Genomic DNA, 26,125 nt, shown 5'->3' on the forward strand with positions numbered 1-26,125 from the left:
GCCTGCAGCTCTCAGCGGATGACGAGTATCGCAACGAGTACTTCGGCGCGGTGTGATGACCGCGACGACCTCGACCGCGTCAGACCCGATCGCGATAGGTGTACGCGTGGCCACCGAGGGACGCGGTCACGACTGCCACCGGTACCCGTGATGCCTGGAGATTGTGCCGTTCCTGGGGGGTGAGATCCTGCCGCGACCAGATCCACCGGGGACCGCGCCACCATGAACTCGGACGTGTCTTCTCCATGTCACCCGCACCTCTCGCTGTGAGCACTGTCACGCGCCCGTACCCGGGTGACCTGGATTCCAAACCTCTATGGGAAAGCTGACATCGCAGGTCAGCGGTTCCCGACCGGCATCGGGCCCACCGACCGGTCACCCCGCAGCTTCTTCCGGATGAGTTCGGCGCTGATCAGGCACATCGGCAAGCCGATGCCGGGGCGTGTGCTCGATCCCGCGTAGTACAGGCCGTCGACCTTGCGCGACCTGTTCGTCGAACGCAGAAACGCGCTCTGACGCAGGGTGTGCGCCGGGCCGAGGGCGCCGCCGCACCAGGAGTTGACCGAGTCGACGAAGTCGGCAGGGCCGATGGTGCGCCGGACGACCACGCGATCGGCGAGGTCGGGCACACCCGCCCATTGTCCGATCATCGCGATGGCGCGGTCGGTCACCTTCTCGATGTCGGGGTCACCGCTGCCGTCCACACCGCCGTGACCGAGACCCGGATCGGGCGGAACCGGCACCAGGATGAAGAGGTTCTCCGAATCCGACGGCGCCACCGAGGCGTCGGTGGCCGACGGTTTGCACACGTAGAGGGAGGCCGGGTCCGGCACCCGCGTGGGGCTTTCGAAGATGGCGTCGAAGTTGGTCTTCCAGTCCTCGGTGAAGAACAGCGAGTGGTGCGCCAGTTCGGGCACCTCACCGCGCACTCCGAGGAGGGCGAGCACCGCACCGGGACCGGAAGTGGCGCGGTCCCAGTAGCGCTCGGGGAACGTCCGGAGTTCCCGGGGCAGCAGACGCGTCTCGAGGTGATGAAGATCGGTGGCACCGATCACGATGTCCGCCAGCAGGTCTCGCGAGGTGCCGTCGGGCCCTTCGACGCGTACCCCGGCCACCTCAGCGCGACGGCGCCACGGTACCCGCTTCGTTCCCACACGTTCCCGCGTGAGGACGGTGGTCGCTGCGGTCCCCGTGTGGATCCGCACACCCCGCTCGCGGGCCACCCGTTCCAGCGCGTCGACGAACGTGGTGAAGCCGCCGTTGGGATATCGCACCCCGTCGGCGAGGTCGAGCCAGCTCATCAGGTGGTACATCGCGGGGGTGCGCTCGGGCGATGAACCCAGGAACACCGCCGGATACCCGAGGACCTGCCGGAGCCTGCGGTCCGTGAAGCGGGCCACGACATAGGACTGCAACGACGTCGTCAACAGGCTGACAAGGGTCTTCGCGTGCCGCAACACCGGGAGACCCAGGAAAGCGCGCGGCGAGTCGAAACTGGTGTACAGAAAGCGTTCCACCGCAAGGTCATAGGCCTGCCGACCGGTGCGCAGATAGTCGTCGAGCGCAGCTCCGGCGCCCGGTTCGATCTGCTCGAAGAGGGCGCGATTGCGCTCGCGGTCGCCGAAGACGTCGATCGGTTTCTCATCGGCGTCCTCGCTGTCGCCGAAGAACACCCGATACCCGGGATCGAGTCGGACGAGATCGAGCTGTTCGGCGGTCGACGTCCCGAGCATCTCGAAGAAGTGGTCGAAGACCTCGGGCATCAACCACCACGACGGGCCGGTGTCGAAGCGGAAACCGTCGCGGTCCCAGGAACCGGCACGACCGCCGAGATCATCGTTCTTCTCGACGAGTTCGACGTCATGCCCGTCGTGGGCGAGGAGGGCGGCGGTGGCCAGTCCGGCGACACCGCCACCGATGACGACAACACGTCTGGGGTCGCTCATGCGTTGATCTTCCTTCTGCGGACGTCGACGGCCTCGGCGCGGGAAGCGGTCCGCGGCATGCCGCGCCGGGCGACGGCGGCCGCCGCGATCCGGGCCTTCCCGGGGTTCGGGATGCGGACGCGGCTGCGGCGGGCCTCCGCGGCCGACGACTCGCGCAGACGAGCAGTCAGTTCGGCGAACAGATCGTGCGCGGTGCACACCGCGACCCGGCTTCCGACCGGGAGGTGCGGGATGGCGGCCGCGGCGGCGCTGAGGTCGAGATCGATGTCGTCCAGCCAGAGCGCCCAGGCGGACTCCGCCGGATCGTCGGGATCGAGGCCGACCAGATAGCGTCGCCCCAGCCCGTCGCTGTCCTCGCCGAAGTCGCGCAGGAAGTTGATCTTCTGGAACGCGGCGCCCAGCCGCTGGGCACCCGGTGCGAGGTGGTCGTACCGGGCCGCAGATTTGGCTTCGTCGGCGACAAACGCGCGCAGGCACATCAGACCGATCACCTCGGCCGAGCCGTAGATGTAGGTGGCCAGTGAGTCGAAGTCGTGCTGGACCTGGGTCAGGTCGCTGCGCATCGAATCGAAGAACGGCCCCACCAGATCGAGGTCGATGCCGACCCGGCGGGCGGTCTGGGCAAAAGCGTGAACGACGAGGTTGCTGCTCGAGCCGGTGACGAGCGCGACGCTGGTCTGCTCCTCGAGTTGGTCGAGCTCGTTGCTGCGGTCGACGAGTCCCTGTTCGGGGCGCGGGGCGTCGACGATCTCGTCGGCGACCCGGACGAGTGCGTAGATGTTCTGGATGTCGCGACGGATCCGCGGGGGCAGCAGCCGCGAGGCGAGCCCGAACGAACTCGAATACGACTTGATGACGAGCGCCGCGCTGGCCTCGGCGACCTCGTCGTACCGCCGGTGAGGTGGGACCACCTCAGTGTGACCGGGAATGTGCATCATCCGACCGCTCCTCGACCTGGTGACTTCGCGGGTTGCCTGACGTCATGAATTCGATGCCCGGGACATCGCCGGATGGGTCTCGTGGACCGAACCGTCGTGACCATTCGGCAGCTGGCGCACCTGTTCGACGAACCACGGGCTGACCGACCACGGGGTGCGTTCGACGAGCGACCACACGTCGGCGACATCGGCCCAGACGTGTTCGGCGACCTCGTCGGGCGCGGGTCGGGGCGTTGCCAGCGGGCGCGCGACGAACACCGGGCAGATCTCGTTCTCCACGATCCCGCTCGCGTCGACCGCCCGGTACCGGAAGTCGGGCAGGACGCAGCGGACGTCGGCGACCTCGATACCGAGCTCGCGCACGGCGTACCGGTGCACGGCGTCGACAACGTCCTCACCCGGACGCGGGTGCCCGCAGAACGAGTTGGTCCACACACCGGGCCAGCTCCGCTTGGACAATGCCCGACGCGTCATGAGGATGCGGCCGTCGACGACGAGGTGGCACGAGAAGGCGAAGTGCAGCGGGGTGTCGAACCCGTGCACCGCCTCGCGGTCGGCGGTGCCGCATGGGCGGCCGTCGGCGTCGGCGAGAACCACCGAGTCGTTGGTCATCGAAGATTTCCTCATCGCGTCGAGATCGTTGGAAGCGGGCACCCGCCGTTCCCCATTGTTCGTCACGGGGCATTGTCGTTCAGGGGGCACTTCGTCGCCGACGCCCGATCCGGATGGGGAGCTGTCCGTCACCCGGGATCATCCGAGCCGTCGGGTCTGTTTCCGCACCGCGACTCCGAGCTGGATCGTGCCCACGACCGCGAGTACGGCTCCGGTCACCGCGATGGCTGCGGCCAGCACCGTGACGGTGCCGGAGGCCAGGCCGGTAGCCCACCACCAGGTCGAACACAGCGCGGCGATGATCGCCAGTATCACCCGCGACGGTCGTTCCCACACGGTGACCGCACCCGGCCCGGTCATCCCGACCGCCTGCGCCGTGGCACGGGTCGTCTCGAGGATGAGGGTCAGCACCACGATCGAGACGCCCAGCCACGACGGCGCTCCCACGACCACGACGATGCCGATCAGCATGACGTCGGAGCACCGGTCGGCGACGGCGTCGTTGAGCCGGCCCCACCGCGACGCCGTTCGCGTCTGGGCCGCGATCGCGCCGTCGACGCCGTCGAGCAGCGCCGCCACCAGGATGACCAGTGCGGCGAGCAACGGCCACCAGCCCCCGAGGATCGTCAGACACAGTGCCGTCGCGGTGGCGACCACGCCGAGGACCGTGACGGTGTTGGCGGACACACCGAGCCGTGCGAGCGGGCGCGCGCACCAATGACTGATCAGCACCCAGCCGCGCACCCACGGGTTCTGCCTCGGATCGATACCGCCGTGGAGTTCCGACCAGGCGTCGAGTGCCTCGTCCCGGGCGGACTTCATCCGGTCGGCCGCGAGGTGTTCAGGTTCCGCGGACACGGTCCCTCCTCTGCTTCGAGATCGCCTGCCCGACCGCCCATCCGACGATCACGATGACATGCGCGACGTAGAGCCACAGCCCGACCGCCACCACGCCGCCGATCACCCGGAGCCCCCCGTACGGGATACCGACGTCGATCGGCAGGGACAGGAACAGCAGAAAGCCCTGGAAGAACCCGGCGATGAACGACGCGGTCCCGAGAGCCGTGACCGCCGCGACTCCCAGCGTCGGCTCACCTGGCGTCACCCGCCAATACACCCACGTCAGCGCAATGGCCACCGTCAGCCAGACGACGATGAACTCGACCACGATCCGCACCACGAGATCCCCGAGACCGCCCGTCCCGCCGCCGTCGGGCGCGAGCGTGGTGAGCGTGCCCGCGACGCCGACGACGACGAAGGCCAGCGGCGGCACGACGACGACCAGCCCCAGCACCCAGATCCGCGACCGCCAGCCGGTGAACCGGTCGTCCCGCGGATACAGCGTCATGCACGCACGGCGTAGTCCCTCGCCGTAGAACGACGCCGGGAACAGCAGCACGACAGCGCTCATCAGCGACAGCCCGGTGCCGATCACGACTGCCTCGTCGAAGACACCGCGGCCGCCCATCGCCGGCGGGATGAGCACGCGAAGCTCCGACAGGGACTCGGCGGCCGACGGGCCGCGCAGCCACGTCGTCGACCAGATCCCGAGGAGCGCCCACGGGACGACGGCGATCGCGGCGAAGTAGGTCAGCGTGGCGGCGGCAGCCGCGAGGTCCCCGCGGCCGAGGGTGGTACGGACATCCGTCACCAGCGCACGGACGTCGAGCGTCTTCGCGTGCTCGCGGAACGAGGTCTCGCGAGTCACCGTGGGGGCCGATCGGCGCGGTGTCACCCCTCCGGGATACCCGAAAACTCCACGCCTACGCCGCAGTGGCTTGCCGCTGGTCGTGTCGGGCGATCTCCGGACGACTCCGATCCGGCGTCAGATCGAGGCGAACAGAGCCACCGCCATACCCAGCATGATGAGGGCGACGACCGCGTCGAGCACCTTCCACGCACGCGGACTCGCGAAGAACCCGGACAGCCTGCGTGCCCCGCCGCCGAGGGCGGTGAACCACAGAACGCTCGCGATGCACGCACCGAAAGCGAACGCCCACTTGCCGTTTCCGTGTCCGTTCGCGATGGCGCCCATGGTGATGACGGTGTCGAGGTAGACGTGGGGGTTCAGCCAGGTCAGGGCCAGCGCCGTGCCCACCGCGATCCAGCGTCCGGTGGACTCGGCTCCCCTGTCGTCGACCCCCGTGGCCTCGGCCTCGATCACCTCGTTGCTGCGCAGGCAGCGTCTGACGGCCAGCACCCCCAGCGCCCCCACGTAGAGTCCGCCGGCCGCCTTGGCGAACGTCACCACCTCCGGATGCGCGCCGACGAGGGCGCCGAGTCCGGCGACACCCGCCACGATGAGGACGATGTCGGAGACCGCACAGACCGCCACGATCGACGCGGTGTGTCGGCGCGCGACACCCTGGCGCAGCACGAAGACGTTCTGGGGTCCGATGGCGATGATCAGGCCGGCTCCGGTCAGGAGTCCGGCGAGCGCGGGAACTAGATAGACGGTCACCGGGACGACGCTAGGAGCGCCTACCTGCCTCAGTACAGCGAAAGTTTTTCACGAATCAACAGCTGAGCTTCAGATTAGGCGCCGTCGTCGCCCAGTCCCGCGACGCGCAGGACCGCGCAGAACGCGTCGATGTAGTCGTCGATCTCCACGTCGCCGACCAGTCCCTGCTGCACGACCGCTCCCTGCATGACCGACACCATCACCTGGGCGAGGATCGTGGGTTCCGCGGGCAGTTCGCGACCCGCCGCCCGCCAGTCCGTCAGGACACGCTCGAAGACCCCGCGCAATCCACGGACGATGTCGCCGACGGTCTCGCGAAGGGCGGGATTGTTCGAGGCCTCACCCCATACCGTCAGAACCATCCGGAAACCGTCGGTCAGCGGGGCGATCTCGAGCAGGATCCGTTCCGCGAGCGAACGCACCGCGGCCTCGGGTGAGGCGGGTCGGGCCCCCGGGTCGTCGAAGCCGTTGATGCCCGTCTCGTATGCGACGAAGATCGACCGCGCGACCGCGGCGATCAGTTCCTCCTTCGAGGAGTAGTACGAGTAGACGGCTCCCGCACTGAGCCCGGATTCCCGGATCACGTCGGACATCGACGCGCGGTGGAACCCCTTGTCGATGAAGCAGCGGCGAGCGGCGTCGAGAATCTGCTGACTTCGTTCGAGCTTGCGTTCGTCGCTGATCTTCGGCATGCGGACAGTCTAAAACGAATATTCGTTCTTGATTCCACCCGACGGTCGGCGCATACTTTCCAAAACGAAGGCTCGTTCTTTTTAGGAGGCGTCATGACCACCGAGCTGCACCCGACGGATACCCGACCAGATGGCCCCGGCGCGACCGCGGGACCCGCGTCAGGCCATGCACCGAGCTGGCGGCAGGTGGCGGCGATGATCGTCGGAATCCCGACGCTCGTGGTCGCGATCGCCGCGATGTTCGTGTCGCTGGCCGTCGATCCCGAACCACACGAGGCCCCACTGGGTCTCGTCGCACCTCCGGCCGCCGCGCAGACGATCGAGTCGGCACTCGCCGAGCGGGCCGGCCCCGACGCCTTCGTCGTCGAACGACTCACCGACGTCGACGACGCCCGCGCCGCGATCGAACGGCGCGATCTGGTGGGCGCGATCGCGGTCGGACCCGGCGGGGTCACGGTCCTGACCGCCGAGGCGGGATCCCCCGTGCTGGCGCAGGTCGTCTCCGGGGTGGGCAGTGGCATCGCCACCGCTCAACGCGTACCCGTCGCCATCGAAGCAGTCGTCCCCACCCCCGAAACCGACGCCCGCGGAACCGGTTTCGCCGCCGGACTGTTGCCGTTGCTGATCGCCGGCATGGCACTGGGCGGAGCAGCGGCGGTCGCGCTGCGCGGGCGCGTCGCGATGCAGGTGACGTTGGCGGTCCTGGGTCCGCTGATGGCCGGCTTCGGCTTCGCGGCGACATGGTCATGGCTGGGCGTCATCGACGGTGCAGTCGGCGCCGTCGGTCTCGCCGCGGCGCTGATGATCGGTGCGATCACCTGGTTCACGGTCGGCGCGGGAAGCCTTCTGGGTACCGCGGGTGTCGGGGTGTCCGCGCTGGTGATGGTGCTGATCTCCAACCCGCTGTCGGGTCTGGCGTCGTCCCCGTACCTGCTCCCCGCCCCGTGGGGAGCGATCGGACAGTGGCTGCCACCCGGCGCAGGCGGCACGCTGCTCCGCTCGGTCGCGTACTTCCCGGCCGCGAGCATCACCGGAGAAGCAGCCGTGCTCGTCGGCTGGGTGGCGATCGGCGCCGGACTGCTCGCACTCGGGGTGATGCGCGGGCGCCGGGCCGCCGAGCCGAGTTCCGTCCCGGCCTGATCCGGGTCGTCTAGCCTCGGCTCGTGGACATCAGCCAGGAAGGCCTGCGCACGCTGGCCGCGGTGCTGCGCGAGGGAACGTTCGACGCCGCGGCCACCGCCCTGCACATCACCCCGTCGGCGGTGAGCCAGCGGATCAAGGCGCTCGAGTCCGCTGCCGGCCGGGTCCTGTTGCGGCGGACCAAGCCCGCGACCGCCACCCCTGACGGCGAGGTGCTGGTCCGCCTGGCCAAACAATGGGAACTCCTCCTCGCCGAGACACGAGCCGAGTTCGTCGGCGCCCCCGACGACGACGGGCTGCCACTGGTCGAGCGTCCACGCATCCACCTCCCGATCGCCACCAACGCCGATTCCCTCGCGACCTGGTTGCTGCCGGTACTGGCACAGTTCCACCGGGAACACGCGGTGGCGGTCGAGATCTTCCGCGACGACGAGACACGCAGCAGCACCCTGCTCCGCACCGGCGACGTGCTCGCCGCGGTGACCTCGGAGCCTCTGGCGATTCGCGGGTGTGCACTCCAGTCGCTCGGCACGATGCGCTATCTGCCCGTCGCCACAACGGAATTCATCGAGACCTGGCTGCCCGACGGACCCGACGCCGATTCCCTGGCCCGCGCCCCGATGGTGCAGTTCGACCGCAACGATCACATTCAGCGGAACATCTCGGCGGCCCTCGCGGGCCGGCCCGTCGACCCGCCGGCGGTCTACATCCCGGCGTCGACCGAATACCACCGCGCCGTCACGCTCGGGATCGGCTGGGGCGCGGTCCCCGTCGTCCAGATCGCCGAGGCTCTCGACGCGGGTCGCGTCCGCCTCATCGCCGACCATCACATCGACGTCCCGCTGTACTGGCAGTACTGGAAGTTGAGTTCACCTCTGCTACAAGCACTCACGGCAAGTGTCGTCGAAGGCGCCGCCCGTGTTCTCTAGAGCCGATTCCATAGCCCGAAGCCGCGGTTCGCGCGATTTCGGACTATAGGACGGCGGGGTCGACCAGCTTCGGGTGCGCGTCGTCGACGAGGGGGTTCTCGATCTCGTCGCGCCACATGCGCGCGGCGACGTAGAAGGCCCACGCGATCGGCACCGGTAACAACCCGGCCAGCACGAACGTGGCGGTCAGTCCGATGGCCGAGGAGATGGGGGCGGCGATCGCCATCGACACCGGCATCAGCGCGACCGACACGAAGAAGTCGAGGCTGGCGATGCGACCCAGCAGCGCGGGCGGGACCCGACGCTGTAACAGCGTCCCCCACAGGACCATCGGGCCGTCGAACAAGATGCCCATGGTCACCCCGGCGGCGATGAACATCCAGGTCGAATCGGCGAGACCCATCAACACCAGCGGCAGGCTCGAGAACGCCCACAGCGAGAACATGACGGTCAGGTACCGGCGCGGCATCGGGATCGAGGCGAAGACCAACGAGGCCGCGGCCGCACCGAGCCCGAACCCGGCCAGAACCCAGGCGTGCTGGGTCGCGCCTCCGTCGATACGCTCGCGCAGCGCGAACGGGACGAGGACCTCGATCGGACCGAGCGTCGCCAGCACCAGCACGCACGCGAAGAGCAGCGTCCCCCACAGCCACGGGGTCCGCGCCATGTAGACGAATCCCTCGGCCAGGTCGGTGACGATCCGGCGGACGCCGGCGCCCTCGACCGCCACTTCCGACTGGTCCTGCGCCGCCTCTCCGAAGCGCCGTGCGGTGACCGGCGACATCGCGAGATAACAAGCACCGGAGGCGATCGCCGCGATCGCCGCCATCAGCACCGCGGGTCCCGGCGCCCAGGCACCGATGACGGCACCGGCGACCATCGGGCCGACCGCCTGGAAGACGACGGGACGGAAGAATCCCTCGATCCCGTTGGCCGCCTGCAGTTCCGAAGGCGCGACGATGCCGGGCAGGAGCGCCGAGTAGGCGGGGTAGTACATCCCGGTGGTGATACCGCCCAGCAGCGACGCCAGCACCACATGCCAGAGTTGCAGCACACCCGTGATCGACGCCAGACCGATCGCACCGAATGCGACCATCTTCGCGACCTCGAGCCCGATCATTATGTGGCGCTGCGAGATACGGTCGGCAAGCACACCGCCGGCCAGTGTGGAGAACAGCATCCCCACCGCGGCCACGCCGGTGGCCAGCGACACCTGGCCCGGGCCGCCACCGAGCGCGATGACCTGCCAGATCACCGCGATCGTCCACACACCGTCGGCGAACATCGCGAGGATCAGTCCGGACGCGAGCAGCCGGTACTGCCGGCGCGCGAACGGCAACAGCGCGCGGGGCAGACGGGAGTCGACGGCGGATGTCACCCTTCGAGCTTGCCCGAACCGCCGGGCGGAGTGCCAGCCGATTTTCGCAAACGCCGGTTCTCCGGTGGTGCGGTCAGCTCGCCTTCCGCGAGGACTTCTTGGCCGGGGACTTCTTGGCCGTCGTCTTGCCTGCCGAACCGCCCGAGGACGTCTTCTTCGCGGTCGACTTGGCGGCCGCCTTCTTGGCCGGGGCCTTCTTCGCGGCGGTCTTCGCCGCAGCCTTCTTGGCCGGCGCCTTCTCGGCCCCGGTGCCCTCCGTGCCGGTGTCCTTCGAGTCGGCGTCCTTCGAGTCGGAGTCCGAACCCCCGCGGTCCTTCACCGAGGCACGCAGTGCGGCGAGGAGATCGGCGACGTCGGAGTCGTCGGTGTCCTTGTCCTCGTCGTCGGATTCGGGGAACGCCTCGCCCCCCTCGGACTTCGCCTCGATGAGCTTGGTCAACTCGTTCTGATAGGTGTCCTCGAACTCCGAGGGGTCGTAGTCCGACGCCATCGACTCGATCAGGGACGCCGCCATCTGGAGTTCCTGATCGCGGATCTCGGTGTCGTCGTCGAGGAAGCCGAAGTCGGGTTTACGGACCTCGTCGGGCCACAACAGGGTTTGGAGCGTCATCACGCCGTCGACGACACGCAGCGCGGCCACGCGGGTGCGGTTGCGCAGGGTGAACGTGGCGATAGCCAGCCGGTCCGTCTCCTCCAGCGCTTTCGCCAGCAGGACGTAGGCCTTCGGCGACTTCGACGACGGCTCGAGATAGTAGGGCTTGTCGAAGTAGATCGGGTCCACCTGCTCGGCGGGCACGAACTCCAGGATCGAGATCTCGGGGCTCTTCTGCACCGGCAGCGACGCGAGGTCTTCCTTGGTGAGGATCACCGTCTCGCCGGACTCGGCTTCGTAGGCGTTGGCGATGTCGCCGTAGTCGACCTCGCTGTCGGTGCCCTCGCGCACGCGGCGATAGCGGATGCGGGTGCCGTCCGACGAGTCGACCTGGTAGGACTTGCGGTCGTGGCTCTCGGTCGCCGAATAGACCTTGACCGGCACATTGACCAGACCAAAGCTGAGGTCGCCCTTCCAGATCGAGCGCATGGATGCCATTCTGCCAGGACTTGGCCTCCGATGGCGGTAGGGAACGGCAATCCGGTGGGTGAGCACCGCTCCGGAGTGGATTTCCGGGTGTAGGCTTGGCGATACACCGGATCTCATATCTGGCGGCATTCTGCCAGCGCCCCGGTGCCGTATGGCCGCTCGACGTTGGCGGTCAGGCAGGGCGGTCGCCCAATGATCACCACCTCGCGAATTCTCGACACCGCCCCACGCAGCCGTCTGTACGGACACACCGGGGACTATCACCGCGCGCGTCCCGGGCATTCTCACCATCCGGACATCGTCGTCTCCGGTATCCAGGAGGAGGATTCTCGGCGTGTACCCGGTGACACGCTGGCCGAATGGGACGTCTGGTTCGCCCCCGCCACCGCCGCGACCCCGGGACGACCCGTCGGTGATGTGCTCGCCCGGCGCAACGTGAGACGCTCCCGCCATTCACGCACAGCGACTGTCGACGACGACTCCCACCCGGTCATCCTCTTGGCGACCGACGTCCACCGGTCGTTCGCCGAAGAGATCTGGCAGCGCGTGATCCTGGCGGCAGAACGCGGCGGGACTCTCTCGGATGTGCTGATCGAAGCGGACTCGGCACGCCGATGACGACACGAACCGATCTCCCGCCCATCACCCGCAAGCTCAACTCCCAGCTCCTCGGCCTCGCCGCCGGCAGCTCGCTCGACCCCGAGACCGCGGCTGTGATCAAGGACCTCGGCGCCCACATACTCAGCGCCGTGGCGGAATTGGAGAACGACCTCATCATCGCCAAGGCCGCAACTTCCTCCCCCTCCCCCGCCGCCCCCTCCGCCTCTGCGCTCCCGGCGAATGGCCGGAACGGACATCAACCCCAGGAAAGCACCTCATGACTCCAGATGCCTCACCCTCGTCACGGATACAGTTCAAACCCGCCGGATCAGACCGCGGCTCGGTCGACGGAGCGTGGTGGCCCCACACCCGAGACCTCGCCGACGAGACGCGCGCAATCGCACCCGCGATCGAAGAACACCTGAAGCGACTCGAACGCGTCGGCTACGCCGTCCGCGATTGGGAATCCTCCGACACCACCAAGATCGCGATCGACGGAAAACGGATCAGTCTGGAAGGGTTCACGGTCTGGACACCGGCAACCGTCAGATTCACGGGCGCCGCGAATACGCTCACACTCGCGGTGATCCCCCCGGACACCGATGCACGGACCGCGCGCGAGATCATGACGCGAGCCACCGACAAGCACAGCACCGGAAGCGCTTCGACGCTCCTCAACCCGCCGACATAGTCGGCGGGTCCGCCGGCGCCGCTTGTGGCGAGACAGCTGAATCCGCCGGCCGGTGACCCATCCAGCCGACATTGTGGACAATGGGGGACATGGCAGGCGGCGAGATTCTGGAGGTCGACGGCCGCCGGATCTCGATCACCAACCTCTCGAAGGTGCTCTATCCGGCGACCGGGACCCGCAAGTTCGAGGTCATCGACTACTACTCGCGCATCGCCGACGTCCTCCTCCCCCATGTACGCAATCGCCTGATCACCCGCAAGCGGTGGCCCAACGGCGTCGAATCGACCCCGTTCTTCGAGAAGAACGTCCCCGAGAGCGCGCCCGAATGGATTCGACGCCACGGCATCCAGCACAGTGAACGGGTCATCTCCTATGCGATGGCCGACGACCGCGCCACGCTGGTCTGGCTCGCCCAGATGGCCGTGCTCGAGATCCACACACCGCAGTGGCGGCTCCCCATGGGGCCCGACGGAGCGCCCATGGCCAACCGCATCGTCTTCGACCTCGATCCCGGTCCACGGGTGCCGCTGCACCGGACCGCGGAGGTCGCGTGCGAGATACGCAACTGGCTCGGCGGGGCGACCACCTACCCGGTGACCAGCGGCGGAAAGGGCATCCACCTCTACGCACGGCTTCCCAAACCCGTGACGTCCGACGCGGCGCGCAAGGTGGCACAAGAGGTCGCCAACGAGTTCGCGCGCCAGCACAGCGATTTCATCACCGCCAAGATGTCCAAGTCGCTGCGCGACGACAAGGTCTTCATCGACTGGAGCCAGAACAACGCCGCCAAGACCACCCTCGCCCCCTACTCGCTGCGTGGTCGCGAGCAACCGTGGGTGGCGGCGCCGCGCACCTGGGAGGAGATGGAGGACCCGAAGCTCTCCCAGCTGCTCTACACCGAGGTGCTCGACCGGGTCGACGAGTTCGGCGATCTCCTCGACGGTCTCGACGACCCCTACCGCGACGCCGATGACGGCGGGTCGGAACCCGTTGTCGAGCCCGCGGCGGGCCAGGTCATCAATCTGAAGGAGTACCGGCGCAAGCGCGACCAGTCGAAGACGCCCGAGCCTTTCGGCGACGAGGTGTACCGGCAGCGCGTGGAGTCCGAGAGTCCCTCCGATGAGCCCGATTCCACGGACTCCCCGACGGACCGGGCACCGATCTTCGTGATCCAGGAACACCACGCCCGACGCCTGCACTACGACTTCCGCCTCGAGCACGACGGCGTCCTGGTGTCGTGGGCGGTGCCGAAGAACCTGCCCACCGATCCCGATCAGAACCGGCTCGCGGTGCAGACCGAGGACCACCCCATGGACTACGCCGACTTCGAAGGCGACATCCCGGCGGGCGAATACGGCGGCGGGCACGTGTCCATCTGGGACAAGGGCACATTCGAGCTCGAGAAGTGGCGGGACAAGGAGGTCATCGTCCGCCTGCACGGCGAGCGCGTCCAGGGGCGGTACGCGCTGATCCGAACCGGGGAGAAGAACTGGCTCGCCCACCTCATGAGCGACGAGCCGCGGCCGATCGTCCCCGACAGCCTCACCGATCCACGCCCGATGCTCGCAACCGATGAGTCGATCGACGGTCTCAACGGCCGCGACTGGGCGTTCGAGGGGAAGTGGGACGGGTACCGGTTGCTCATCCGCTCGGTCGGCGGCGACTTCCGGCTCACCTCCCGATCAGGCATCGACATGACCGCCGACTTCCCCGAACTCGCCGGTCTCGCAGACGATCTCGGGCTCATGGACGTGGTACTCGACGGCGAGGTCGTCGCCATCGACTCCTCCGGACGCACCAACTTCACCCTCCTGACCTCGCGCCGGCACACCGACGAGCCGTACGCGCTGCGGTTACACCTGTTCGACATCCTGTTCCTCAACGGCTCGTCGCTGCTGCGCAAGCCGTGGTCGGTCCGGCGCGAGCTCCTCGAGGAACTCGCACCTGCGTTCCGCAACTCCGCCTTCGTCGAAGTTCCGCCGCTGCTCCCCGGCCCGGGATCGGCCGCTGTCGAGTACAGCCGCGAACACAATCTCGAAGGCGTTGTCGCCAAACGCCGCAACTCGGTGTACCAGCAGGGGCGCCGGTCGACGACCTGGCTGAAGCACAAGAACTGGAGCGACATCGAGGTCGTCGTCGGCGGATATCGACCGGGGCGCGGCAACCGCGCGCACACCATCGGGTCCCTGCTGATCGGTCTGCCCGAGGAGACGGGACTGCGCTACGTCGGTCGGGTCGGCACCGGTTTCACCGACGCCCAGCTGCGTTCGCTCGCCGAGGAACTCGGCCCGTTGGAGATCTCGCGGTCGCCGTTCCTGGACAAACTCGACCGCCCGGTCGAGTCGAGTGCGGTGTGGGTGCTCCCCAAGATCGTCGGCGAGGTCCGTTTCATGGACTGGACGACGGCCGGGCACCTGCGTCACCCCAGCTGGCGGGGAATCCGCCGGGACAAACTGCCCGGTGACCTCTGAGCTGCGACGGCACTGCGACCGGACGAGAACAGGAGCGTGGACATGACCGGCGAGACGATCACCATCGCCGCGGCCGACGATGACACCGATGCCTATGTGGCCCGGCCTGACTCGTCGTCACCCGGCGCCCTTCTACCCGGCGTGCTGTTCCTCACCGACGTGATCGGACTACGACCTCGGATCGAGGCCATGGCCGACCGCATCGCGTCGTGGGGTTATGTCGTGCTGGTACCGCACCTGTTCCACCGGTTCGGGTCCCCCGCCGACTGGGCACCCACCGAGGATCTCCTGCTGCCCGAGGCTCGGGCCGCGTTCTTCGGATCCGCGATGCCTCGGGCGCGGACCCTCACCCCCGACGCGGTGCGCCCCGACCTCGTCGCCTACCTCGACGCGCTGCGCTCCCTGCCGGGCGTCGCGCCCGGCCCGATCGGTGTCACCGGCTACTGCATGGGCGGTCGGCTCGCGCTGAACATCGCAGCCGCCCGGCCCGACGATGTGGCCGCGGTCGGCATGTTCCACACCGGCGAACTCGTCACCGACGACCACGACAGTCCGCACCTGCATCTGGTCGGCATCAACGCATTCGTCCTCGCGATCCACGCCGACAGGGACCGGTCGCTACCCGCCATGGCAGTGGCCCAGTTCGAACACGCCCTGATCGGCGGGGGCGTGGCGCATTCGGCGACCGTCTACCCCGGTGCACCGCATGGCTATACGATGTCCGACCTGGAGGCCTACCACCACGAGGCCTGCGAACATCACTTCACCGAACTCGAGGCCCTGTTCGGCAGGACCTTGTCCGAGTGAGTCGGTCGCGGCACGTGGCCGGACAACCGGCAATGAGATGCGCTGTCGCTGCGACGTTCACAGCCAATCCACAGAGGATTCCGAACCCGACCACACTACGAGTCCACTCTCGACACATGAGAAGAAGCAAGAACACCGTCTCCGTCCCGCTCGTGGTCCTCGAAGATCCCGCCGCCATCGATTACGCCCACGCCCTGTTCCGCCTCGACATCCCGGTGGCCGTCGTCAGCAGCGAGTACTCCGCCGTCTTGCCGTTCATGGTGGGAAACAACGGGTACACGACGGCACTCGTCGCCGATGTCGACGATCCCGAGCAGCTCGCCGAGGCGATCGTGATCATCGAACGGCGCTTCGGCCGAGTCGATTCCGTGATCCGCTACGCCACCGATCTCCCCACCGCCCGCGCCTCCTGAGGATCACGGACCCACCTCTGGGATCAGGCCTCCTCACGAGGCGGGCGTCGACCCCGGTGCACCGATCGGGCGCCCTTGGCGCAGCGGGAGTTCCTTCCACGTGATCGTGCCGATGATGGCCAGCAGCGAGATGATCGACACCGCCAGGAACACGCGGTCCATCGAGTCGGCGAAGCCCTCCTTGATCGGCTGTGCCACCTCGGTGGGCAGCTTCTCGATCACGGAGGTGTCACTCATGACGCTGTCCGACGATCCGGCCGCGGCGCCGGGGTTCTGCGCGGCCGCGATGAGCGACTGTCCGAACGCGCTGACTTGCGGGTCGCTGCTCTGGGAGGCCTCCACGACCGCGGCCCGGTACTCGGGCTGGGCTGCCGCGGCGACCATCTCGTCCTGGATGCTCGGCCCCATGAACGAGAACAGCATCGAGAAGAAGACCGCGACGCCGAGTGTCCCGCCGATCTGGCGGAAGAAGGTGGCGGTACCGGTGGACAGGCCCATGTCCGTGGGCGGCAGGATGTTCTGCATGGCCAGGGTGATCGGCTGCATCAGGTTGCCGAGACCGAAACCGAGCAGCGCCGCCATCAGCATGACCAGGTAGACCGGGGTGTCGGTGCCGACCAGGTGCAGCAGAAAGGTGGCGGCGGTGATCAGCACCGCGCCGATGATCGTGAAGATCTTGTAGCGGCCGGTACGGGAGATCAGCTGGCCCGACAGGATCGAGCCGGTCATGAGACCGAGCACCATGGGCAGCATCTGCAACCCGGCGACCATCGGGCTCGATCCGCGGAGGACCTGAAAGTACTGCGGCAGCATCGAGATTCCGCCGAACATGACGGCACCGATGACGACCGAGATGATGATGCCCTGGCTGAACACCCGGTTCTGGAAGACGCGCAACGGAATCAGCGCGTCGTCGCCCATCTTGTGCTCGATCCAGATGAACGCGGCGATACCGAGCACGCCGATCACGTAGCAGAGAATCGAGAGCCCGGAGCTCCAACCCCATTGGCGCCCTTGTTCGGCGACGATGAGCAGCGGCGCCACCGCGACGGCGAGCGCTGTCGCGCCCCAGTAGTCGGTACGCCCGCCGACACCCTTCTGCTGGTCGTAGTTGAGCACCTTGTAGACCACGAAGAGTGCGACGAGGCCGATCGGCACGTTCACGAGGAACACCCAGCGCCAGCCGGCCACCCACAGAATCGTCGTCTGGCCGGCGAACAGGCCACCGAGGACCGGGCCGAGAACACTGGAGGTACCGAACACGGCGAGGAAGTAGCCCTGGTACTTCGCACGTTCGCGCGGCGGCACGATGTCGCCGATGGTGGTCAAGGCGAGGGTCATCAGCCCGCCCGCGCCGAGTCCCTGGAAAGCGCGGAACGCGGCCAGCTCGTACATCGACGTGGCGATCGTGCACAGCAACGAACCGACGATGAAGATCGAGATCGCCAGCAGGAAGAACGGTTTGCGGCCGTAGAGGTCGGACAGTTTGCCGTACAGGGGTGTCACGATCGTCGCGGTGACGAGGTAGGCCGTGGTCACCCAGGCCTGCATGTCGTAGCCCTGCAGGTCGTCGGCGATGGTCCGGATCGCAGTCGACACGATGGTCTGGTCGAGCGCGGCTAGGAACATGCCCATCATGAGTCCGGCCAGGATGGTCAGGATCTGGCGATGGGTCAGTCCGGCACCGGCGACCTCATCGTCGTGGGCCACTGTGTCGGCGCCCGACGGGGAGTCTGTCATTGTCGTCCTTTCACGGGTTTCATGCATCCGCGTCCGGCGTGCGGGCTGGGCACGCCGGGTTGAGGGCCGCATCGGCAGCGTCGACGAATCGTCCGAGAAGCCTGACCAGGGTGTGCAGTTCGTCGTCCGACCAATCCGCCATCACGCCGGCCATCGCTGATCGCCGGATCTCGCGCATACCCAGGACGCGGTCCCGGCCCGCGTCGGTGATGACGAGCAGGGTGGCGCGGCCGTCGTCGGGGTCCGCCTCACGGCGGATCAGTCCGTGGTCCACGAGCTGTGCCACGTGACGACTCACCGTCGACGGATCGGCACTCATCGCCTCGGCGAGCTCACGGGATCGCATCGATCGTCGGGACAGCGGGAACAGTGCCTTGAACGCTGCCGCCTCGAACTCACCCTCGCGCGTCCGGAACGTGGTGTGGACCGCCCGCTCGCGGATCCGCACGAACCGCTGCAGCGTCTCGAACAGGTCGTCGAACGCCTGGTGATCGAGAGCCGGCACAGCACTCACCTCCGGGCGACGTCTTTACTTTCACTTTGCAATTAGTTGCGGTGTGCAACTAGTTGCCGAACGCAAGTGTGCACGCACACGGGAGAGAATGCAAACAGTTCGATGCCGGGGATCGGGTGGTCGCCCGGGGACGCACCCGAAGACAGCCGCCGACCTGCCAGGTCGGGGGTTGGCAGGTCGGCGACTCACCCACATGTCGCTCGCGGGCCGTCCGACGTTACCGGCGTCGATCGGAGAAGCGGGCTGAGCCACATCGGCGGCGCGGAAGTGCGTTGCGCCTCGTGGCGCAGTGGGCGATGCATCGCCGGACCCTGCCTGCGGTTAGCCTCGTGGGAGTCAGGAACCGTGACAGGAGCTCTTCGTGTTCGTTGTCGCCCACATCAGCGACCTGCATTTCAACGGGACGCGGTTCAATCGGGCCCGCATCCAGGCCGCACTGAGCTACATCAATGCTCGTGCCGCGGGCATCGACGTCCTGCTGGTGACCGGCGACATCGCCGATGAGGGTGCGGCCAGCGAGTACCGCGAGGCCCACGGGGTGCTCGACAGTCCGCTGCCGATGCTGATCACGGCCGGCAACCACGACGTCCGCGAACCGTTCAGCGCCGCCCTCATCGGCACCGAGACCTCCGGTCCGATCAATCACGCCCGGACGGTGCGCGGACGCGACGGTTCCGATGTTCTCTTCTTGATGTGTGACAGCTCCATACCCGGCCGCAACGACGGCCGCCTCGACGACGCGACGATCGCCTGGCTGTCGGACCGGCTCAGCGCTACACCCTCGGACACCCCGGTGTTCATCGCTTTTCACCATCCGCCGGTCGAGTTGCACATGCCGTTCATGGACTCGATCCGCCAGTACGACGAGGACCGCCTCGCCGCCCTGGTCGGACAACACCCGAACATCGTCGCGTTCCTCTGCGGACACGCGCACACCCCGGCGGTGACCACCTTCGCCGAACGCCCGCTGTGCGTCGCGCCGGGTGTGTCGTCGACGCTCAACCTCCCATTCGAGGGCCGGGAGGTCGTCAATCGCGGTCAGCCGCCGGGGATCGCGTTCCACCTCTACGAGGACGAGCGGTTCGTCACCCACTTCCGATCGGTGATGTTCTGACGCGTGCCCGCAGCAGCATCGTCAACGCGCAGATGTCGTTTCGGGATCGCGGCGCCGGGAGCGGAGCGAATCGTCACCGGTGACCGGCGCGATGCTCTGCGGGGTGACCTCGTAGACACGTGCGGTCGCGATGTCGAAGTACAGTCCGACGATGCGCAGTCGCGCGTCTGCCGCGGCGCGTCCGACGAGCGGGTGCCGCGCGAGCGTCTCGATCTGCTTCGCGACGTTCACCACGGCCAACTGGTCGACCTCGGCCATTCCCAACTCGGCCGCGGCGCGTCCGGCCGGGTGCCCGTGCCGGAAGGCCACTCGGCTCGGGACCGCGTGCTTGAGCCAACGCTGAATCGGCGTCTGCTCCGACGGCGTCGCCGATCCGGTCTGGTGGTCGTGATCGGCTGACCGTTCGCTGTCGAGCAGCGCGTGCATCGCCCCGCACGACGAGTGACCGCAGACGACGATGGACGACACCCCCAGCTCCCCGATCGCGAACTCCAGTGCGGCCTCGACTGATACGTCGTCACTGTCGGTCGGTATCAGATTACCCACGTTGCGCACCGTGAACAGGTCGCCCGGACCGCTGGCGGTGATGATGTTGGGCAGCAGCCGCGAGTCGGCACATGTCACGAAGAACGAATCGGGGTCCTGCGCCTCGGTGACATCGGCCAGCATCGCGCGCAGGGCGTCGGCATGCTCGTTCTCGTACTCGTCGACTCCGCCGAGGACCGACCGGAGCGCGGCCGGACGGTCCGAGTCCACCGACGTCTCCGACTCGGTTCGATTGCGCCACGGTGTCAGTCCGGCGAAACCGGAGGTGTGGCGCCGCGGTGGACGTCGAGGGGCGTCGACGAGCCGGGCACGCCCCTTCTCGACGACGAGCACCGTGCCGCCGCCGGCCTCGTGCGCCCAGCGGAAGTCCTCGAGCATCTCCGACGCCGCGTTGTCGAGGAAGTCGGTGTCGAGTTCGAGCGTCAGGTGCGCCCCGTCCGGCACCTGCGACAACGCCTTGTTCAGCTTCGGCAACGACAGGAAGCTCAGCGAGCCGCGCACGCGTACTGTCCATTGCTGCGCACCATCGTCGGTACCGCTTGCCTCCGAGATGATCTCGGCGCGGACCACCCGCCACACGACGAGTCCGATCGCCACCGCCAGGCCGATGCCCACGCCCTCGAGCAGATTGAGGAAGACCACCGCCACCACCGTGATGACATAGACCCACAGATCTCCGGTGCGCAGCGCGATCCGCATGTGCGCCAGCTTCACCAGCTGGATGCCGATGACCACCAGCAGGCCCGCCAGAGCGGCCATCGGGATCTGCTCGACCAGCCCGGTGAGCAGCGCGGCGAAGACCAGCACCCACACGCCGTGCATGACCGCCGACGCCGAGGTCCGCGCGCCGGAGTTGACGTTGGTGGTGCTGCGCACGATCACGCCGGTGACCGGCAGTCCGCCGAGCATCCCCGAAGTGATGTTCGCACTGCCCTGCCCGAGCAGTTCGCGATTGAGGTCGCTGCGCGGACCGGTGTGCATCTTGTCCACCGCGACCGCGGACAGCAGCGACTCGACGCTGGCGATCAGCGCGACCGTCAGCACCCCGAGAAGCACTGCAGCCCAACTGCTGTCGGGGAGTTCGGGAAGAGTGATGGCTTCGAAGAAGTTGCCGTCGATGCTGATCCGTTCGACGTCGAGGCCGAAGACGATCGTCAACGCCGTCGCACCGACGATCGCCACGAGCGGGCCGGGCACCTTGCGCACCGCGGCCGGCATCAGCGGCCAGATGAGCAGGACGGCGATCACCGTACCACCCACGAGCGCGTCCGAAGTCTCGATGTCCGCCAGTCCCGCGGGCAGCGAGGTCACGTTCTCCCACGCACTGCTCGCCGAACTCCCGCCGAGCAGCACATGGATCTGCTGCAACGCGATGGTGATGCCGATACCGGCGAGCATCGCGTGGACGACCACCGGCGCGATGGCCAGCGCGGCGCCCGCGATCCGGCTCAGACCGAACAGGATCTGCAAGACGCCCGCACCGACGGTGATGAAACATGTGACGCGCCAACCGAAGTTGGCGACCATGTCGGCGACGACCACGGTCAGACCGGCGGCCGGTCCCGAAACCTGTAGTGCGCTACCACCTATCAGCCCGGCAACGATCCCACCGACGACCGCGGCGATGAGCCCGGCCAGTACGGGGGCATCCGATGCGATCGCGATACCCAATGACAACGGAAGGGCCACAAGGAAAACAACGAGAGATGCGGGTAGGTCGTACCGCACCACCTCGCGAATTCCGGGGCCCCGACTCCCCATTTTTCGCATATGTCCGACGCTACCGACGGTTTGTTGACATCAGATGAACTCCCGCGGCGGAATGCTGTGAAACCGCAGCGCAGCAGGGCGGCACTGTGATTCACTTCACGCCGATCGGCCACGGGGGCCGGATTCGGGTGTCAGGCCGACGATCCCGCCTTCAGGAGTTCCTGGAGGATCTTCCCGCCGATCTCCGGGATGAGACCGGGGCCGGTCTCGGGGAGATTCTGCGGAAGCAGACCGGGTTCATGGGTGGCCGGGATGCGTGCGGTCCGGGTGGCTTCCAACCTGATACCGGTCTGCTGGGCCTTGGTGAGGGGGGTTCGGTACTTCTCGAGGTCCGTTGCGGTGGTGAGGGACCCGACGACCCGCAGACCCATGGCTCCGAAGTCCGCGGCACCGCGTCGGATGTGATTGGGCGACGTGACGAGCACGATGTCCCGGATACCCTGCGCCCGCAGGATCTCGGCGGTGTTCTGCGCGTTGCCCACCGTCGACCCGGACTTGTCCTCGACGAGGATGCGGCTCGCGCTGACACCGTTGTCCAGGAGCCACGTCCGCATCGCGGCCGCCTCGGTGATGCCCTTCTTCGGCACGCCTCCGGTTACCACGAGGGGAGCCCCGGGCGTCACCTCCGACTGCGCCTTGCCGGCCGACACCCGGTTGACGAGTTCCGGCGCCATCTTCCCGTTCGCATTCAGTCCGTACCCGAGCACGACGATGGCCACTCGCCCGGACACCGGTTGAGGTGTGGTCGCCGGCACGATCTGCGCGGCGGTCGCGACACCCGAGATGATGTTGCGCGCCGTCGTCGCCAACGCCGGATTGATCATCGCCAGTCGGTTGAGTGCGGACCGGCCCACCACGACGTCATCGAGCTGGTCCGACCAGATCGCCTGGAGTGCAAGTGCATCGGAATCGGCGGGCGCCACCGCGAGGACCTGCTGCAGGAGTTCGAGGCCGCCCGCGACGTCACCCCCGGCGAACTTCGACTGCGCGTTGTTGTACAGACCGGCTGGGTCGATCGCGGACGCTGTCGTCACCACCGAGGCGTCCTGCGCCGGCAATGTCCCGACCGCGACGCCACCGAGCGCGGCGACGGCGATCGCCGCCACCGCCGCAGTTGTCCTCCGCTTAACTCTGGTAACACCAGTCACTCGCGTAACAGTACGAGAGATACGCAACGACCCCACACCCGTCCGATCCCAGATCGGTAACGGGCGCGGGGCCGAACACCGTCACGTTGACCGGCTCATCGCTTCAGGCCGGCCACCTTCAGCAGCTCCGGACGACGCAGGGCCAGACCGATCCACATCAGCACGCCGGTGTAGACCGCGAACAGGACCGTGTCGAAGAGCGGTGCCTCGATCCGCATGTTGGCGGTCACCGCACCACCCAGGTAGGCCGTGATGCCCAGAGCGCCGAGGACCGCGGTGCGCGGGATGGCGAACACGATGAGACAGACCAGCAAGACGACACCCATCACAAGCGCCTGGTCGATCGGGAAGCCCAGCTTCGCCATCGAATCGACCACCTCCTGCGGGCGCGTCAGCTTGATGACGATGTCGAAGGCGAGGAACGCGCCGACGAGGACGCTGATGACGATTCCCGTGGTGCGCCGCCGGTTCCGGCGGGCCGGTCGCGCCTCGTCGGAGGACGTGATGTTGGTCGTGGCCGCCGGGCTGGCGGTGTCTCCGGTGGTGCTGTTGCGAGTCATGATGGCCTCCTGGCGAGTGGTGCGAGTGGGTTGTGCAGGGATAGACACGCCTGCTCGCCAGAACTCATCGCCGGATCGGCCTGCACCCTCGGGGACGGACTGGCGTCGTTGTCCGGGCACCGCGGTGATCACTGGCCTTCGACGATCGACGACTACGCTGCCGACCTTGCGAAATTTGCGCGAGACGAGTTGCGTTCCTTCCATTCCCATACGGCGTAGAGCACCTCGGTGGTGTACCCCAGATCCATCCGACCCCCGCCGACCGGGACCGTCGCCTCCACACCGACCCGCGGATCAGGCCGCCACCCATAGGGTTTGACCGTCGGCGGAGCAACCGCGATCTCGGCACCGTCAGGCCGGTGAAACGTGAACCGCTGCAACCCATGCGCAGTGATCGAGAACTCACCCCGATGCAACGACCGGTGACACGACCCGCACAACAAGATCAGATTGTCCGGATCCGTCCGCCCACCCACCGACCACAATTGCACATGATGAGCATGCAGATGACGCGTCCGACCACACCCCGGCATCTGACAACACCGATCCCGCACAAACAACGCCCGCACCAACGCCTTGGTCGGCACACGACTACGACGCCCCACACCCAACAAAGCCAGCTTCCCCGGCTGCCCGGGAACCCTGCGACTCACCACATCTCGAATCGACGCGCCACACCGAGACTCGGCCACCTCGACCTCAGACAACGCCGGACCATCATCGAGCTGAGCGGACTCCATCTCCTCACCGGCATGAATGAGGATCTCCGCACCCGGCGCAACATCAGGCATCGCGATCCCGTCATGCACCATGTCGGCCATCGCCACCACCGCCGGCGCCACATTCGACGGCACCTGCCGCCACAGATCCCGACGCCGCGACGGAACCACCTCCGAGTCCGGTTCGGTGTTCCGCGGAACACTCTGGTCGGTGGGTAGATCCGGATCGTCGCAGGTCCGGGTCCGCTCGTACTCCGCACGCACCGCACCCGCCAGAAACCGCGCACCATCCAACGGACTCAACGTCAACGACACCGACAACGACCCGTCAGCATTCCACTTCCACCGGCCCGTCGACTCCTTCGGCGGCCGGTTGTCCTCCTCGACACCACGATCACGATCGATCTGGCCCATCGCCCGCACCGCCCGATCCAACTGACTCGCCGTGCACGACAGCGCCACATTCACCAACTCCTGCTCACGCTCCGGCGTGGCCACCCGCGTCAACGCCCGCACCTTCGAATACGACAACCGACCTTCGCCAAAAGCCCTGCAGATCACCGGCAACTCTCGTATCGCCCTTGCGACCCTCACATGCTCATGCGCCGTTCGCGATGCAATGCCGGCCTTCCACGACAACCAGTGCGCCAGTGAATGAATCCCCGGCCCCCGCCACGACTCCCGCCCGCCCAATTCCCCCACCAGATCAAGGAAATCCGCAGTCAGCGCAGTGATCTGCGCGGCATACCCCAACACCCTCGCCTCGAGAACCTCATCAGACAAAGACCCGGGATCCGCACCGTCGAACATCGACGCAACATCCCCGACCGAACGAAAAGCACTGACCCCCACCGCAACCCCCTGAACCGAACGAAAGGTACGAGAACAAGATATCGGGCGGCACCGACAATCCTCCGGGCCTCAAACCCGAGGTCACGAGTGTTCCGCGGAACACGAACTGTGGATCATCGCTATTCACCCTCGTCATGTTCTCGATGCTCCGGGCGGCCTCGATCCCGGCCCGGAGATCACTACTGAGAGGCAACCAGCTTGACGAGCGGATACTCCCGCGATGACTTCTTCTGGTATTTGGCGTATCTCGGTTGCGCCTCGACCACCCGGTTCCACGCCGTCGCGCGCTCGTCCGCGTCGAGTACGACCGGCCGCACGGCCACCGGCGCCTCCCCGTGGCGCTCGACTGACACGCCTCCGGGATTCGCTGTCAGATTGGCGAACCAGTCCGGGTTCCTGTCGCCACCACCCGATGCGACGACCAGCCAGTGGTCGCCGTCGGCGAACCAGCTCAGCGGCGTCTCGCGCACCAGGCCGGACCGCCGACCGGTCGTGCGCAGGATGAGCATCTCCATACCCCACATCGATCCGGACTTGTTCCGGATGCGGGTGACGGTGCGCTCGTTCATCTTTCGCTGATACCAGAGCGACAGGGATCGTGGTGACAGGGACATCTCTTCTTCCTCCGTGGCCGATCGGGCGATTGGCGTCGACACTACGGCCCGACGCGCGGGGGTCGCTTCTCGATTCCTGCTCGATCACGACTGGACACCGCGACCACTGGTCCTTGATCCGAAAGAACCGCAGAACCCACTGGCCCGCCCTGCTCCCTGATCCGAAAGATGCGACCCCATGCTCCCTGAGGAGCGCCCGGAGCTTGCGGAGGGCGCGTCACGAAGGGTCTGGCAGGCCCACTCGCCAAACCCTTCGTGGCTCGTCGCTATCGCTCCTCGCACCTCAGGGAGCAGGGGGGAGCAGGGGGGAGCAGGGGTGGCTCGCTTCGCTCACACCTGAAGGGAGCAATGAACTGCGAGACCCCGGCAACCAGAACGGTTGCCGGGGT

At 67.4% G+C, this 26,125-nt stretch carries 26 protein-coding genes; 9 read left to right on the forward strand and 17 right to left on the reverse strand.

Annotation, left to right across the window (positions count from 1 at the left end; genetic code table 11):
• Positions 1 to 79 precede the first annotated feature (79 nt).
• From KTR9_RS27775 to KTR9_RS23745, 8 genes are all read right to left on the reverse strand, one after another.
• Positions 80 to 247: a hypothetical protein gene (locus tag KTR9_RS27775; RefSeq protein WP_014928499.1), complete on the reverse strand. Its 168-nt coding sequence runs from the start codon at positions 245 to 247 to the stop codon at positions 80 to 82.
• Between the two features lie 91 nt (positions 248 to 338).
• Positions 339 to 1,946 carry a phytoene desaturase family protein gene (gene crtI, locus KTR9_RS23715; RefSeq protein WP_014928500.1) on the reverse strand — a complete coding sequence of 536 codons (1,608 nt, stop codon included), beginning with the start codon at positions 1,944 to 1,946 and terminating at the stop codon, positions 339 to 341.
• Positions 1,943 to 2,884: a phytoene/squalene synthase family protein gene (locus KTR9_RS23720; protein ID WP_014928501.1), complete on the reverse strand. Its 942-nt coding sequence runs from the start codon at positions 2,882 to 2,884 to the stop codon at positions 1,943 to 1,945. Before KTR9_RS23720 ends, crtI begins: the two co-directional genes overlap by 4 nt.
• 42 nt (positions 2,885 to 2,926) lie before the next feature.
• The gene (gene idi / locus KTR9_RS23725; protein WP_014928502.1) at positions 2,927 to 3,496 is read right to left on the reverse strand and encodes an isopentenyl-diphosphate Delta-isomerase; all 570 of its coding nucleotides are present in this window, start codon (positions 3,494 to 3,496) and stop codon (positions 2,927 to 2,929) included.
• A 138-nt stretch (positions 3,497 to 3,634) separates the two neighbouring features.
• The gene (locus KTR9_RS23730; RefSeq protein WP_014928503.1) at positions 3,635 to 4,318 is read right to left on the reverse strand and encodes a CDP-alcohol phosphatidyltransferase family protein; all 684 of its coding nucleotides are present in this window, start codon (positions 4,316 to 4,318) and stop codon (positions 3,635 to 3,637) included.
• A 19-nt stretch (positions 4,319 to 4,337) separates the two neighbouring features.
• The gene (locus KTR9_RS23735; RefSeq protein WP_014928504.1) at positions 4,338 to 5,204 is read right to left on the reverse strand and encodes a YhjD/YihY/BrkB family envelope integrity protein; all 867 of its coding nucleotides are present in this window, start codon (positions 5,202 to 5,204) and stop codon (positions 4,338 to 4,340) included.
• Positions 5,205 to 5,321: 117 nt separating this feature from the next.
• The gene (locus tag KTR9_RS23740; RefSeq protein WP_014928505.1) at positions 5,322 to 5,957 is read right to left on the reverse strand and encodes a LysE/ArgO family amino acid transporter; all 636 of its coding nucleotides are present in this window, start codon (positions 5,955 to 5,957) and stop codon (positions 5,322 to 5,324) included.
• Positions 5,958 to 6,031: 74 nt separating this feature from the next.
• Positions 6,032 to 6,649: a TetR/AcrR family transcriptional regulator gene (locus tag KTR9_RS23745; protein ID WP_014928506.1), complete on the reverse strand. Its 618-nt coding sequence runs from the start codon at positions 6,647 to 6,649 to the stop codon at positions 6,032 to 6,034.
• A 93-nt stretch (positions 6,650 to 6,742) separates the two neighbouring features.
• Here KTR9_RS23745 and KTR9_RS23750 point away from each other — a divergent pair, with 93 nt between their 5' ends.
• Both KTR9_RS23750 and KTR9_RS23755 read left to right on the forward strand, forming a co-directional pair.
• Positions 6,743 to 7,789, forward strand: a complete 1,047-nt coding sequence (locus KTR9_RS23750; RefSeq protein ID WP_014928507.1) for a hypothetical protein — start codon at positions 6,743 to 6,745, stop codon at positions 7,787 to 7,789.
• 23 nt (positions 7,790 to 7,812) lie between these two features.
• Entirely contained in the window at positions 7,813 to 8,718 is a 906-nt protein-coding gene (locus KTR9_RS23755) for a LysR family transcriptional regulator ArgP (RefSeq protein ID WP_044507377.1), read from the forward strand.
• Between the two features lie 43 nt (positions 8,719 to 8,761).
• On the opposite strand, the gene KTR9_RS23760 is transcribed toward KTR9_RS23755, so the two are convergent.
• Positions 8,762 to 10,096 carry an MFS transporter gene (locus tag KTR9_RS23760; protein ID WP_014928509.1) on the reverse strand — a complete coding sequence of 445 codons (1,335 nt, stop codon included), beginning with the start codon at positions 10,094 to 10,096 and terminating at the stop codon, positions 8,762 to 8,764.
• A gap of 73 nt (positions 10,097 to 10,169) precedes the next feature.
• Entirely contained in the window at positions 10,170 to 11,177 is a 1,008-nt protein-coding gene (gene ku / locus KTR9_RS23765) for a non-homologous end joining protein Ku (RefSeq protein WP_014928510.1), read from the reverse strand.
• A 192-nt stretch (positions 11,178 to 11,369) separates the two neighbouring features.
• Here ku and KTR9_RS23770 point away from each other — a divergent pair, with 192 nt between their 5' ends.
• The 6 genes from KTR9_RS23770 (at position 11,370) to KTR9_RS23795 (ending at position 16,159) form a co-directional block, all read left to right on the forward strand.
• Positions 11,370 to 11,795 (forward strand): hypothetical protein, encoded by a 426-nt coding sequence (locus tag KTR9_RS23770; protein ID WP_014928511.1) that lies wholly within the window; start codon positions 11,370 to 11,372, stop codon positions 11,793 to 11,795.
• Entirely contained in the window at positions 11,792 to 12,058 is a 267-nt protein-coding gene (locus tag KTR9_RS23775) for a hypothetical protein (RefSeq protein WP_010843143.1), read from the forward strand. The genes KTR9_RS23770 and KTR9_RS23775 overlap by 4 nt, the downstream gene beginning before the upstream one ends.
• Positions 12,055 to 12,468: a DUF5994 family protein gene (locus KTR9_RS23780; protein ID WP_010843144.1), complete on the forward strand. Its 414-nt coding sequence runs from the start codon at positions 12,055 to 12,057 to the stop codon at positions 12,466 to 12,468. The genes KTR9_RS23775 and KTR9_RS23780 overlap by 4 nt, the downstream gene beginning before the upstream one ends.
• An 89-nt stretch (positions 12,469 to 12,557) precedes the next feature.
• Entirely contained in the window at positions 12,558 to 14,939 is a 2,382-nt protein-coding gene (locus tag KTR9_RS23785; protein WP_014928512.1) for an ATP-dependent DNA ligase, read from the forward strand.
• 42 nt (positions 14,940 to 14,981) lie between these two features.
• Positions 14,982 to 15,746, forward strand: a complete 765-nt coding sequence (locus tag KTR9_RS23790) for a dienelactone hydrolase family protein (RefSeq protein ID WP_014928513.1) — start codon at positions 14,982 to 14,984, stop codon at positions 15,744 to 15,746.
• Between the two features lie 116 nt (positions 15,747 to 15,862).
• Entirely contained in the window at positions 15,863 to 16,159 is a 297-nt protein-coding gene (locus KTR9_RS23795) for a hypothetical protein (RefSeq protein WP_044507381.1), read from the forward strand.
• A gap of 33 nt (positions 16,160 to 16,192) precedes the next feature.
• Here KTR9_RS23795 and KTR9_RS23800 read toward each other — a convergent pair whose 3' ends face one another.
• Both KTR9_RS23800 and KTR9_RS23805 read right to left on the reverse strand, forming a co-directional pair.
• Positions 16,193 to 17,899: an MDR family MFS transporter gene (locus KTR9_RS23800; RefSeq protein WP_014928515.1), complete on the reverse strand. Its 1,707-nt coding sequence runs from the start codon at positions 17,897 to 17,899 to the stop codon at positions 16,193 to 16,195.
• 19 nt (positions 17,900 to 17,918) lie between these two features.
• Positions 17,919 to 18,404, reverse strand: a complete 486-nt coding sequence (locus KTR9_RS23805) for a MarR family winged helix-turn-helix transcriptional regulator (protein ID WP_044507383.1) — start codon at positions 18,402 to 18,404, stop codon at positions 17,919 to 17,921.
• 370 nt (positions 18,405 to 18,774) lie between these two features.
• Here KTR9_RS23805 and KTR9_RS23810 point away from each other — a divergent pair, with 370 nt between their 5' ends.
• A complete protein-coding gene (locus KTR9_RS23810; RefSeq protein ID WP_010843152.1) occupies positions 18,775 to 19,527 on the forward strand; it encodes a metallophosphoesterase in 753 nt (250 codons plus the stop codon).
• A gap of 21 nt (positions 19,528 to 19,548) precedes the next feature.
• Here KTR9_RS23810 and KTR9_RS23815 read toward each other — a convergent pair whose 3' ends face one another.
• The 5 genes from KTR9_RS23815 to KTR9_RS23835 form a co-directional block, all read right to left on the reverse strand.
• Entirely contained in the window at positions 19,549 to 21,834 is a 2,286-nt protein-coding gene (locus KTR9_RS23815; protein WP_014928517.1) for a SulP family inorganic anion transporter, read from the reverse strand.
• A 140-nt stretch (positions 21,835 to 21,974) separates the two neighbouring features.
• Positions 21,975 to 22,949 carry a YdcF family protein gene (locus KTR9_RS23820; RefSeq protein ID WP_014928518.1) on the reverse strand — a complete coding sequence of 325 codons (975 nt, stop codon included), beginning with the start codon at positions 22,947 to 22,949 and terminating at the stop codon, positions 21,975 to 21,977.
• Between the two features lie 137 nt (positions 22,950 to 23,086).
• Positions 23,087 to 23,551: a DoxX family protein gene (locus KTR9_RS23825; protein WP_014928519.1), complete on the reverse strand. Its 465-nt coding sequence runs from the start codon at positions 23,549 to 23,551 to the stop codon at positions 23,087 to 23,089.
• 152 nt (positions 23,552 to 23,703) lie between these two features.
• Positions 23,704 to 25,080 (reverse strand): HNH endonuclease, encoded by a 1,377-nt coding sequence (locus KTR9_RS23830; RefSeq protein WP_044507385.1) that lies wholly within the window; start codon positions 25,078 to 25,080, stop codon positions 23,704 to 23,706.
• A 221-nt stretch (positions 25,081 to 25,301) separates the two neighbouring features.
• Complete coding sequence (locus KTR9_RS23835; RefSeq protein ID WP_010843156.1) at positions 25,302 to 25,736, reverse strand: nitroreductase family deazaflavin-dependent oxidoreductase; 435 nt, start codon at positions 25,734 to 25,736, stop codon at positions 25,302 to 25,304.
• Between the last annotated feature and the right edge of the window lie 389 nt (positions 25,737 to 26,125).

The organism is Gordonia sp. KTR9 (assembly GCF_000143885.2).
GTDB lineage: Bacteria > Actinomycetota > Actinomycetes > Mycobacteriales > Mycobacteriaceae > Gordonia.

Coding starts and splice junctions, on each gene's coding strand:
- KTR9_RS27775 (WP_014928499.1), bottom strand. CDS start 247: ATGGAGAAGACACGTCCGAGTTCATGGTGGCGCGGTCCCCGGTGGATC.
- crtI (WP_014928500.1), bottom strand. CDS start 1,946: ATGAGCGACCCCAGACGTGTTGTCGTCATCGGTGGCGGTGTCGCCGGA.
- KTR9_RS23720 (WP_014928501.1), bottom strand. CDS start 2,884: ATGATGCACATTCCCGGTCACACTGAGGTGGTCCCACCTCACCGGCGG.
- idi (WP_014928502.1), bottom strand. CDS start 3,496: ATGACCAACGACTCGGTGGTTCTCGCCGACGCCGACGGCCGCCCATGC.
- KTR9_RS23730 (WP_014928503.1), bottom strand. CDS start 4,318: ATGAAGTCCGCCCGGGACGAGGCACTCGACGCCTGGTCGGAACTCCAC.
- KTR9_RS23745 (WP_014928506.1), bottom strand. CDS start 6,649: ATGCCGAAGATCAGCGACGAACGCAAGCTCGAACGAAGTCAGCAGATT.
- KTR9_RS23750 (WP_014928507.1), top strand. CDS start 6,743: ATGACCACCGAGCTGCACCCGACGGATACCCGACCAGATGGCCCCGGC.
- ku (WP_014928510.1), bottom strand. CDS start 11,177: ATGCGCTCGATCTGGAAGGGCGACCTCAGCTTTGGTCTGGTCAATGTG.
- KTR9_RS23770 (WP_014928511.1), top strand. CDS start 11,370: ATGATCACCACCTCGCGAATTCTCGACACCGCCCCACGCAGCCGTCTG.
- KTR9_RS23775 (WP_010843143.1), top strand. CDS start 11,792: ATGACGACACGAACCGATCTCCCGCCCATCACCCGCAAGCTCAACTCC.
- KTR9_RS23780 (WP_010843144.1), top strand. CDS start 12,055: ATGACTCCAGATGCCTCACCCTCGTCACGGATACAGTTCAAACCCGCC.
- KTR9_RS23785 (WP_014928512.1), top strand. CDS start 12,558: ATGGCAGGCGGCGAGATTCTGGAGGTCGACGGCCGCCGGATCTCGATC.
- KTR9_RS23790 (WP_014928513.1), top strand. CDS start 14,982: ATGACCGGCGAGACGATCACCATCGCCGCGGCCGACGATGACACCGAT.
- KTR9_RS23795 (WP_044507381.1), top strand. CDS start 15,863: ATGAGAAGAAGCAAGAACACCGTCTCCGTCCCGCTCGTGGTCCTCGAA.
- KTR9_RS23800 (WP_014928515.1), bottom strand. CDS start 17,899: ATGACAGACTCCCCGTCGGGCGCCGACACAGTGGCCCACGACGATGAG.
- KTR9_RS23815 (WP_014928517.1), bottom strand. CDS start 21,834: ATGGGGAGTCGGGGCCCCGGAATTCGCGAGGTGGTGCGGTACGACCTA.
- KTR9_RS23825 (WP_014928519.1), bottom strand. CDS start 23,551: ATGACTCGCAACAGCACCACCGGAGACACCGCCAGCCCGGCGGCCACG.
- KTR9_RS23830 (WP_044507385.1), bottom strand. CDS start 25,080: ATGTTCGACGGTGCGGATCCCGGGTCTTTGTCTGATGAGGTTCTCGAG.
- KTR9_RS23835 (WP_010843156.1), bottom strand. CDS start 25,736: ATGTCCCTGTCACCACGATCCCTGTCGCTCTGGTATCAGCGAAAGATG.